8 protein-coding genes are annotated in these 10,347 nt (G+C 73.2%); 6 read left to right on the top strand and 2 right to left on the bottom strand.

Annotated elements, in window-relative coordinates; all coding sequences use genetic code 11:
- Positions 1 to 2: 2 nt before the first annotated feature.
- The 4 genes from AC5LSR_RS13885 (at position 3) to AC5LSR_RS13870 (ending at position 4,590) form a co-directional block, all read left to right on the top strand.
- Positions 3 to 602, top strand: coding sequence for a DUF4129 domain-containing protein (locus AC5LSR_RS13885; RefSeq protein WP_493468542.1), 600 nt, complete (start codon positions 3 to 5; stop codon positions 600 to 602).
- Positions 603 to 733: 131 nt separating this feature from the next.
- Positions 734 to 2,110, top strand: a complete 1,377-nt coding sequence (locus AC5LSR_RS13880) for a DUF4350 domain-containing protein (RefSeq protein WP_493465087.1) — start codon at positions 734 to 736, stop codon at positions 2,108 to 2,110.
- Positions 2,107 to 3,288 carry an AAA family ATPase gene (locus tag AC5LSR_RS13875; RefSeq protein ID WP_493468541.1) on the top strand — a complete coding sequence of 394 codons (1,182 nt, stop codon included), beginning with the start codon at positions 2,107 to 2,109 and terminating at the stop codon, positions 3,286 to 3,288. The genes AC5LSR_RS13880 and AC5LSR_RS13875 overlap by 4 nt, the downstream gene beginning before the upstream one ends.
- A gap of 6 nt (positions 3,289 to 3,294) precedes the next feature.
- Positions 3,295 to 4,590 carry a DUF58 domain-containing protein gene (locus AC5LSR_RS13870; protein WP_493465086.1) on the top strand — a complete coding sequence of 432 codons (1,296 nt, stop codon included), beginning with the start codon at positions 3,295 to 3,297 and terminating at the stop codon, positions 4,588 to 4,590.
- A 59-nt stretch (positions 4,591 to 4,649) separates the two neighbouring features.
- Here AC5LSR_RS13870 and AC5LSR_RS13865 read toward each other — a convergent pair whose 3' ends face one another.
- On the bottom strand, positions 4,650 to 5,657 hold the full coding sequence (locus AC5LSR_RS13865; protein WP_250284970.1) for a stage II sporulation protein M: 1,008 nt from the start codon (positions 5,655 to 5,657) through the stop codon (positions 4,650 to 4,652).
- Between the two features lie 389 nt (positions 5,658 to 6,046).
- Here AC5LSR_RS13865 and AC5LSR_RS13860 point away from each other — a divergent pair, with 389 nt between their 5' ends.
- Positions 6,047 to 7,108: an RDD family protein gene (locus AC5LSR_RS13860; RefSeq protein ID WP_250284969.1), complete on the top strand. Its 1,062-nt coding sequence runs from the start codon at positions 6,047 to 6,049 to the stop codon at positions 7,106 to 7,108.
- 358 nt (positions 7,109 to 7,466) lie between these two features.
- On the opposite strand, the gene ahcY is transcribed toward AC5LSR_RS13860, so the two are convergent.
- The gene (gene ahcY, locus AC5LSR_RS13855) at positions 7,467 to 8,738 is read right to left on the bottom strand and encodes an adenosylhomocysteinase (RefSeq protein WP_250284968.1); all 1,272 of its coding nucleotides are present in this window, start codon (positions 8,736 to 8,738) and stop codon (positions 7,467 to 7,469) included.
- A 1,411-nt stretch (positions 8,739 to 10,149) separates the two neighbouring features.
- Here ahcY and AC5LSR_RS13850 point away from each other — a divergent pair.
- The coding region (locus AC5LSR_RS13850; RefSeq protein WP_493468540.1) for a hypothetical protein at positions 10,150 to 10,347 on the top strand (198 nt) is incomplete at its 3' end.

Below are 10,347 nucleotides of genomic sequence, written 5' to 3'. Positions count from 1 at the left end.
AGCTGTCCAGGGCGATCTACCACCGGGCTGGGCCAGGCTGGTTCGAACGGGTGGTGAACTGGCTCACCGCGCGGCTCGGCGATCTGTGGGCCGGCGTCACCGAGCCGTCCGGCGGCGGCCTCGGCATCGCGGCCCTCGTCATCGTGGCCGCCGTGGCCGCCGTGGCGGTGCGGCTGCGTCTCGGCCCGCTGCGGCGGCAGGCCCGGACGGCGTCGACGGATCTCGATCTGACCAGTCCGCTGTCGGCGGCGGCGCTGCGGGCCGAGGCCGACGCCGCGGCCCGTGCCGGCGCGTTCGCTGACGCGGTGCGTTCCCGGCTGCGCGCCGTCGTGCGGATGCTGGAGGAGTCAGGAGTGCTCGAGCCCCGGCCGGGACGGACCGCCGGTGAGCTGGTCGCCGAGGTCGGCCGGATCGCGCCCGCTCCCACCCCCGCCCTGGCGGCGGCCGTGACCGTGTTCAGCGAGATCTGGTACGGCGGGCGGAGCGCGTCCGAGGCCTCCTACCGCACCGTCGTACGGGCGGACGAAGCGCTTACCGGGCTGCGGCCACGGCCGGGAGCGGGCGACGCCAGCCCGGCTCCCACCTTCACGGTGCCGGCTTGAGCGCCCTGGCCGGCCGGCGGCAGCGTAACCACGCGTCCGGCACTCCGCCACAGGCTGTACCGCCACGAGCCGCGCCGGTGCGGGCCGCCGGCCCGCCGGCCGTACCCTCGCCGGACGTACCCTCGCCGGCTGTGTCCCCGCAGAGCGTGTCGCCGCAGGATGTGTCGCCGCAGGATGCGGCCTCGCAGGCCGCTGCCCCGCGGGCGCCGGGCGCCGGGCGCCGGGGGCTCGATCCGCGAGCCCGCCGTGGCATCCGCGTCACAGCCGTCCTTTTACTACTTATCGTAATATGTATAACACTTGTGGTCATGTCTGCAAGCTCGAACGGACGCCCGCTCGATCCTGGGTCGGCCGATCCGGACGGGACCATGGCCCTGGCGCGGCTCGTGCGGGCGCACGGCGTCACAGTCACCGCGACGAACGACCCGGCCGAGACGGCGAACGAGCCGGATCCCGCCGACGTCACGATCGTGCTGGCCCACCCACAGCGGGCATCCAGGCAGGCGCTCGACAGGCTTGCCCAGCTGGCCGGCCAGGGCAGCGACGTGGTGCTCCTCGAGCCGGACGCGACTGTCGTCGACGCCCTGGGCCTGCCGGTCACCGTCACCGGCCGCGTCCCCTCCGGGACACCCTCGCCACAATGCCAGCTGTCTGAGGCCACCACGGCGGGGGCGGTCACGCTCGGTGGCCGGTCTGCTTTCCGGGCCACCGGGCCGGACGCGGCCGAGCTCACCATGTGTTACCCGGTGGAGTCGGCCTCGGTCCTGGTAGTCGTGCCGGCGCCCCGAGCACCGGGCCGGCCGCGGGAAGCGGCCGGGCCTGGACGGTTCGTCCTGATCGGCAACGCCGGTTTCATGACCAACGACCGACTGGACGAGCAGGGCAGCGCGGCGCTCGCGATCGGGCTGCTCAACCGGCACCGCACGCTGTCCTGGGTGACCCCGCAGCTCGGCGCCCCGGACGCGGTGGCCCGCAGAGGCCTGCTCGACCTGCTGCCCGACCGGGTGCCGCTGGCCTGCCTCCAGCTCGGCCTGGCCGCGGTCGTCCTCGCCCTGTGGCGGGGCCGCCGGCTCGGCCCGCCGGTACCCGAACCGCTCCCGGTCGTGGTGCGCGCGGCCGAGACCGTCGAGGGACGAGGCCGCCTCTACGCCGCCGCGCAGGCCCGGGACCTGGCCGCGGCGGTGCTGCGGGCGACCACGCGCGGGCGGCTGGCCGAACGGCTCGGGCTGCCGACACGGACCCGCCCGGCCCGGCCCGGCGACACGGGGCAGCCCGAGGCTGACCCGGCCGCGCTCGTGGCCTCCGTCGCCACCCGTACCGGACGCTCCCCCACGGAGATCACGTTGCTCCTGTACGGTTCCGAGATGAGCCAGGGTGCCCCGGCAGCGGCTGGGACGGCCCTGGCGACAGGGGTGACGGACGAGGCGTTGGTGGCGTTGGTGGATCAGCTCGACGCGCTGGACCGGCAGGTGGCAGCGGGACCGGATCGGCAGGTGGCGGCAGGATGAGTGTCCCGGAGACATCCGACGACACCCAGCGGACGGCCACCGCTTCCCCGGCCGGGCCCGTGAGCACGGCGGCGCTGGGCGCCGCGGGGCCGGGCGGCGCGGGGCCGGGCGGCGGGCCCGGGGCCAGGGGCTCCGAGGTGCCCGAGGCCGGGCTGTCGTCCCCGGTCGAGCTGTCCAAAGCCGAGCCATCCGGGACATGGGCGTCGGCCCAGGCCGTCGCGGGTGACCCGGAGACGGCCCGCCAGGCGCTGATCGCGCTGCGCGAGGAGGTGGCCAGGGCCGTGGTCGGCCAGGACGCCGCCGTCAGCGGCCTTGTCGTGGCCCTGCTCTGCCGTGGCCACGTGCTGCTCGAAGGCGTCCCGGGGGTTGCCAAGACCCTGCTGGTACGCGCCCTGGCCGCGGCGCTGTCCCTGGACACCAGACGGCTGCAGTTCACCCCCGACCTGATGCCCGGGGACGTCACCGGGTCGCTCGTCTACGACACCCGCACCTCGCTGTTCACCTTCCGGGAGGGGCCGGTGTTCACGAACCTGCTGCTCGCGGACGAGATCAACAGGACGCCCCCGAAGACCCAGGCCGCGCTGCTGGAGGCGATGGAGGAACGCCAGGTCAGCGTCGAGGGGACGGCACGCCGGCTGCCGGTGCCGTTCACGGTCGTCGCCACCCAGAACCCGGTCGAGCACGAGGGCACCTATTCGCTCCCCGAGGCGCAGCTCGACCGGTTCCTGCTCAAGCTCACCGTGCCACTGCCGCCACGGGATGACGAGATCGGGATCCTCACCCGCCACGCGTCCGGTTTCGACCCGTCCGACCTGGACGCGGCCGGGCTCCGGCCGGTTGCCGGGCCGGCGCATCTCGCCGCCGCCCGCGACGCCGTCCGCGCCGTACAGGTCCGCCCGGAGGTGCTCGGCTACATCGTCGATCTCGCCCGCGCCACCCGGGTGGCGCCCTCCGTGCAGCTGGGCGTCTCGCCCAGGGGCGCGACCGCGCTGCTGGCCACCACCCGGGCGTGGGCGTGGCTGTCCGGACGGGGATACGCCACCCCGGACGACGTCAAGGCGCTGGCCCGGCCCACGCTGCGGCACCGGATCTCCTTGCGGCCCGAGGTCGTGCCCGACGGCGTCACCACGGACACCGTCCTCAACCAGGTACTGGCCACCGTGCCCGTCCCGCGGTAACCCGCGGTGGCCATCACCGGGCGGGCCGCCGGGCTCGCCCTCGCCGGCGTGGTCGCCGTCCTGCTCTCCCCGGCCCCGGCGGCGGCCCTGCTGCTGGTCGACGCGGCGCTCGTGCTCGCGGTGGCCGTGGACGTCGCGCTCGCCGGCGCTGTGCGCGGGCTTGCGTTCACCCGGTCCGGCCCGACGCAGACGCGGCTGGGTGAACCGGTGCCGCTGGTCCTCACCGTCACCAACACCGGGCGGCGCACGGTCCGGGCCCTGGTGCGTGACGCGTGGCCGCCGTCGTCCGGCGCCGCGCCCCGGGTGCTGCGGCTGACGGTCCCGGCCGGGCAGCGACGGTTCGGCGAGGTCGTCCTGCGCCCCACCCGCCGGGGGGACCGCCATCCGTACCGCATCACGGTCCGTTCGCTGGGGCCGCTCGGCCTCGCCGGCCGGCAGGGCCGCCACCACGCGCCGTTCCAGGTGCGGGTGCTGCCCGCGTTCCCCTCCCGGCGGCAGCTGCCGGCCGCGTTCGCGCGGCTCCAGGAGATCGAGGGAAACGTCACGCTCCGTATCGGCGGCCAGGGCTCGGAGTTCGACAGCCTGCGGGACTACGTCCCGGGCGACGACGTCCGCATGATCGACTGGCGGGCCAGCGCGCGGCACGGCACGGTGGCGGTCCGGTCGCTGCGGCCGGAACGGGACCGCCGGGTCATCTGCGTCCTGGACACCGGACGGACCAGCGCCGGCCGCATCGGCGACACCCCCCGCCTCGACCACGCGATGGACGCCGCCCTGCTGCTGGCGACCGTGGCCGCCCGCGCCGGCGACCGCGTCGGCCTGCTCGCGCACGACACCACGGCCCGGGTCGCCCTGCCGGTGGCCGGCGGCGGGAATCCGGTGGTCCGCATGAGCGCGGCGATGGCGCTGGTGGAACCCGTGCTGGCCGAGGCCGACCACCAGGCGATCGCCTCGGCGGTGCTGCGCGCCGCCGGGCGGCACTGCCTGGTCGTGCTGTTCACCGAGCTTGCTCCCGCGGTCGTCGAGGAAGGCCTGCTGCCGGCGCTGCCGGCGCTGACCGCCCGGCACACCGTCGTCGTCGCGGCGGTGAGCGACCCGCGGCTGGCCGAGCTCGCGGCCGGCCGGGGCGATGTGCACGCGGTCTACTCGGCCGCCGCGGCCGGGCAGACGCTGCTGCGCCGCCGCCAGCTCGCCGGGCTGCTGCGCGGCCGCGGCGCGCACGTCGTGGACGCCCCGCCGGCGACCTACGCGGCGGCCGTCACCGACGTCTACCTGGCCCTGAAGTCCACCGGAGGCCTGTGAGCCCGGCGCGTCAGAGGGCTCGGCGCGTCAGGAGACCAGGCGTCAGAGGGGCCAGCGCGTCAGGAGACTGGAGCGAGGTCCGCGGAGAGCTCCCTGTCCAGGTCGCCGGACTCGCCGGCGGCCACGGCCCGGGCACCGTAGATCTGGACATACCCGACGAACATCGCCAGGGCGAACGCGCCGATACCGATGCGGACCCCGGCCGGCAGAGAGGACGGCGTCACGAACGCCTCGATCAGGCCGCTGACCGCCAACGCGGCCGCCAGCCCGAGCGAGATCGCGACCGCGGCCCGGCCCTCGGCCGCCAGCGCCTCCACCCGCCGGCGCGGCCCCGGGTCGATGATCGACCAGCCCAGCCGCAGGCCGACCGCGCCGGCGGTGAACACGACGGCCAGCTCCAGCATCCCGTGCGGCAGGATCAGGGTGAAGAACTGCGACGACTCGCCACAGCTCGCCATGTAACCGCCGACGATCCCCAGGTTGACCGAGTTGAACAGCAGCACCACGAGGGTCGGCAGGCCCAGCAGCGCGCCGGAGGCGATGGCCGACGCGGCCACCCAGGCGTTGTTCGTCCAGACCTGCGCGGCGAACGAGGACGCGGGATTCTCCGAGTAGTAGCGGGCGAAGTCGCGATGGCACAACTGCCGCACCTCGTCCGGCGGGAGCAGGCCGCTGTGGGCGGCCGGGCTGTGCGCCACCCACAGGCCGAGGGCCACCGCCACCGCCAGACAGGCCGCGCAGGTGGCCAGCACCCACCCACGCCGCGCGTACACCGCCGCCGGGAAGGTGACGGCGACGTACCTGCCGGCGACACGCCAGCCCGGCTCCCGCGTCCCGACCACGACGGAGCGCGCCCGGGTGACCGTGCCGGCGAGACGGTCGACCAGCACCGGGTCCGGGCCACGGCTGCGGATCACCGACAGGTGGGTCGCGACCTTCTGGTAGAGCTCCACGAGCTCGTCGAGCTCCGCCGCGGGCATCCGGCGGGGCCGCGCCGCGCGCCGGACCAGCTCCTCCAGCCGGGCCCACTCGCCGCGATGGCGGCCGACGTACGCGTCCAGATCCATCCGTACCGCCTCCCACCGCGCCCGGCACCCGGCAAAGATCACTACCCGGCACACATCGGACGGGCGGGAACAGGTGGATGTTATCCCCGCACCGCGCGGCCGACACGCTCAGGCCGCGGCCCGTGGCCGTGCGGGAAGAACCATGATCATACAGCCTTCCGGCGAGCGGGAAGGAGGACGGGAGCGCATGGCGGCCGGGCGGGCATGACACACCATCGGGCCGGTGCCGGACATCCACGGGCCGGCTACCGGACATACTCGGCACAGCGCGCGTGCACGGAGCAGGCACAGCGGCCGGAACAGCCGAACAGCCGGAACACGAACAGCCGGAACAGGCAGAGCGGGACGGACGTGAGCGGGACCGGAGCTATCGGGAATGGAGCCGCCGTGTGAACCGGCTTGTCACGGGTGAGGCGGTCACGATCGACCTGCGGGTCGCCCGGCTCGGCTCGCGGATCATCGCCGGGCTCATCGATCTCGCTCTACAGGCCGTCGTACTGGTCGTCACCGCCTGGGCCGCCTTCACCACCGTCGCTCCAGGTGACGAAGCACTGGCGTCCGCGCTCTATCTGACCGTCGTGGTGCTGGTCGTGGTCGGCTACCCGACGACGACGGAGACGCTGTGGCGGGGACGCAGCATCGGTAAGGCGGCCATGGGGCTGCGGGTCGTGCGGGACGACGGCGGGCCGATCCGGTTCCGGCACGCGTTCGTCCGCGCTCTGCTCGGCGCCGTGGTGGAGCGGCCCGGTGCGCTGCTGGCGGTCCCAGGGATGATCAGCATGCTGGTCTCCGGGCGGTCCAAGCGGCTCGGGGACCTGCTCGCCGGAACGGTCGTCCTCCAGGAACGCATCCCACCCGGCGCGGCGGTGCCCGTGATGATGCCGCCGCAGCTCGCCGGCTGGGCCGCCACCCTGGACCTGTCCTCGTTCGAGGACGCCCTGGCGCTGGCGGTGCGCCAGTTCCTCGGCCGGGCCCGGGAACTGTCGCCGCAGGCACGTGAACGCATCTGCAGCCAGCTCGCCGCGTCGGTGTACGCCGTCGTCACCCCGCCACCGCCGCCGGGTACCCATCCCTGGGCGTATCTGTCGGCCGTCCTCGCCGAACGCACCGCCCGCGCACGCTGGCAGGCCGAACGCACCGCCGGCGCGCAGTGGCAGGCCGAACGCACCGCCGGCGCGCAGTGGCCGCTCGCCGGGGCCGGCACACCACCGGCACAGCCGGCCCCGCCGTGGGGAGCCGGCCAGCCGTGGACGTCCGGACAGCCGTGGGCAGCCCACCAGGGGCAGGGGATCCAGCCAGGTCCGGACGGCCAGCCGGGAGCGGCCCAGCCGTGGGCAGCCCAACCGGGAGCGGGCCAGCCGAGGGGAAGAGAGTCCTGGGTAGCCCGGCCGAGCGATCCGGACGACGTGGCTGAGGCCCCGGCGCCGAGCCCTTTCGTACCCCCGAGCTGACCCGGCCGTTCCGGTCGCGACGGCCGGGCCCGTGGCGCCCGTGGCCGGTGCGGCCGGGGAACAGAACTTCCACCGACGAGGCACCCGCTTCCGCCCGGCGGGCCGCCGGCGGAAACGCGCGCACCCGTCCGCGGGCATTGCGGCTCACAGGAACGAGTACGCAAGTGGCTGCCACAGCAACCACTTGTTCTCTCACTCTCATGATCTGTCAATATTTGATCATGAAGGGTTGTGGCGGCGGGAGTGCGCGGAGGATGTCTGGTGGTGGCTGTGGTCAGCGCTCGCGCTGACCGTGGCGGCCTGCCAGGGGCAGGGCCGCCACGGTGAACGGGGTGGCTCCTGGGTCAGGAGCCGGCGGTCAGGAGCCGTGCTCCCAGGAGTTCAGATACTCCTCCTGGGCCGGGGTGAGGACGTCGATCGCAAGCCCCATGGTCTCCAGCTTCAGCCGCGCGACCTCCTTGTCGATCTCGAGCGGGACGTCGTGGACGCCCGGGGCCAGCGACTGCCAGGTCTTCGTCAGCCACTCCGCGGTCAGCGCCTGGTCGGCGAAGGACATGTCCATGACCGCCGCCGGGTGGCCCTCCGCGGCCCCCAGGTTGACCAGCCTGCCCTCGGCGAGCAGCAGCAGGCGCCGGCCGTCGGCCAGCACGTACTCGTCGGTCTGGTGGCGCACCCGGCGCGGGCCGGCGACGGCCAGCTCGGACAGCGCCCTGATGTCGATCTCGATGTCGAAGTGCCCCGAGTTCGCGAAGATCGCGCCGTCCTTCATGGCCTCGAAGTGCTCACGGCGCAGCACGTCCCGGTTGCCGGTGACGGTGATGAACACGTCGCCGATGGCGGCGGCCTCGATCATCGGCAGGATGCGGAAGCCGTCCATGGCCGCGTCCAGCGCCTTGGTCGGGTCGATCTCGGTGACGACCACGTTGGCGCCCAGCCCCTTGGCCCGGGACGACACCCCCCGGCCGCAGTACCCGTAGCCGGCGACGACGACGGTCTTGCCGGCGAGCAGGGTGTTGGTGGCGCGGAAGATCGCGTCCAGGGTCGACTGGCCGGTGCCGTAGCGGTTGTCGAACATGTGCTTGGTGTCGGTGTCGTTGACCGCCACCATCGGGAAGCGCAGCGCGCCGTCCTTGCTCATCTGGCGCAGCCGGATGACGCCGGTGGTCGTCTCCTCGCACCCGCCGCGGACGCCCGGGAGCACCTCGGTGCGGGTCGTGTGCAGCGTGTTGACCAGGTCACAGCCGTCGTCGAAGACGTAGTGGGGGGCGCCGTCCAGCGCCGCGTTGATGTGCGCATAGTAGCCGTCACGATCCACGCCGTTGCGGGCGAAGGTGGAGATGCCGTACTCGGCGACCAGCGCGGCCGCGGTGTCGTCCTGGGTGGACAACGGGTTGGACGCGGCGAGCGCGAGCTGCGCCCCACCGGCGGCGAGTGCCCGCATGAGGTTGGCGGTCTCGGTCGTCACGTGCATGCAGGCGGCGATCTTCACCCCCTCGAACGGGCGCTCGACGGCGAAGCGGTCACGGATCTGACGGAGCACCGGCATGGACCTGTCCGCCCACTCGATACGCGTCTTGCCCTGCTGGGCGAGCGCAAGGTCGGCGATGTCGTTCTTGGGCAGCTCTGCCATCGGAATCTTCTCCTGTCGAGGGGCTCGCGGACCCCGGGCAAGGGGAGACCGCCTACGCGGGCGAACCGGTGGGCCGGCAACGACACGATCATAGTTCCTCGCCCCGCCGGCGGCCCTGATGTCCGGATCGCCAGAGCGACCGGTGGTAGGAGCGCTCTGCATCGACGTTACGACATCCGCCTGCGCGATCCATCCTTCGCCCTGTGTGTCCGGCGAATCCGGAAGTGGTCGACGACCCCCGGGACCGGTTCAACCACCGGCCGGCACCCCGTCTCCCCTGACATGCGCGGCCCCGTCCCGCGCGCGGCCGCCGACGGGTGGATCGCCCACTCGGCCCTCGTCCGCCTCGGCCATGGAGGGCGACGAACGAACACAGAAGACGAACTATCGTAACTGTTTCAATAGGAACGATAGCAGGCAGAATGGAAAATGGTTATAAAGGGGGTGTAAACGGACGGTACCCGACGGTCTGGCAGTCCGCACAGGGACGGGTCGACCTGATCTGGCACGGCTCCCCGCCCAGGCTCGCGGTCTGGACCACGCTTACCCGCCCCAGGCCCTCACAGATGGGGCAGAGCATGTTGATCTCACGGGTGACCGGCTCGGGCCGGTCACCGGAGGCCGTAGAGCTCACCGGGCACGTCCCGCGACGCCACCCGTCACGTCGCCCGCCTCCGCAGCTCGCCCATCTCCGCAGCGTCACGGAGCAGCCCCGCTTCCACGAGCCCCGCTTTCACGAGAGCAGTTCTCGTAAGATCATTTTCTATGAAACCACTTTACGTAGCATGATAAACACAGTCCGGACACCCGGAACCTTTGACCTCAAAGAAATCACAGCAAGACCACTGGAGCGCCGCTGAAGGATCATCTACGAACCACCAACAGACCATCAGCAGGACACCAACAGATCGCCGTACGGACGGGCTGGCGCGGAACGGCCAGTGCGCGGGCCAGCTGTGCCGGCCGACCAGAGTGACCGCCCAGCCGGCCGGACCGGCCTCGAACGGCACCCTCAGAACGGGCATCCCGAACGGCATCCCGAACGGCATCCCGAACGGCGCAGCGCAGGCCGGACAGGCCCATCGGACACAACGCCAGCAGGCATGTCAGCCAGGTACAGTCGGCCAGACACGTCGATCAGGCACAACGTCGCCACATCCGGCAGCGATCGAACGCGGCGAATTCCGATCACACATACGGGCCGGCGACAATCCAGTGGGGCGTCACCGCCCCCAGCGCCACACACCTCCCTGATCTCGTGCGTGTGACATCGTGAGGACAGGCCGCAGGTGTCCACCGGCCCCGCGGGCCAGCGGCGGCATGATTATTTTTGTGCCGGCCAGCGGGCCCGACGGGTTCGAGCCCTTACGGACCGCCGTCCGGCCTATCACAGGAGGTGACCTCAACGGCCGTGCAGAGAGAGCCCACGTTCCGTGCACGACCGCGCCGTCGCACGGCAGACGCCCGTCTCACCTCGGCGCCACGCCCGCCCGCCGACACCGCCGGCCCGTCCGGCGCCCGGTCTGCCGGCACCCCGGGCGCCGGCACGAGCGGCTGGGACGCCCGGTCCGACGACGACGCCCCGGCCACCGCCGACGGGTACCGGGGC

This window comes from Protofrankia sp. CiP1_Cm_nod4 (assembly GCF_982290645.1).
This window is presented reverse-complemented; position numbering and strand designations above follow the sequence as displayed.

Bases quoted from the DNA above. Each gene is read 5' to 3' on its own strand.
- AC5LSR_RS13875 (WP_493468541.1), top strand. From the start codon at position 2,107: ATGAGTGTCCCGGAGACATCCGACGACACCCAGCGGACGGCCACCGCT.
- AC5LSR_RS13865 (WP_250284970.1), bottom strand. From the start codon at position 5,657: ATGGATCTGGACGCGTACGTCGGCCGCCATCGCGGCGAGTGGGCCCGG.
- ahcY (WP_250284968.1), bottom strand. From the start codon at position 8,738: ATGGCAGAGCTGCCCAAGAACGACATCGCCGACCTTGCGCTCGCCCAG.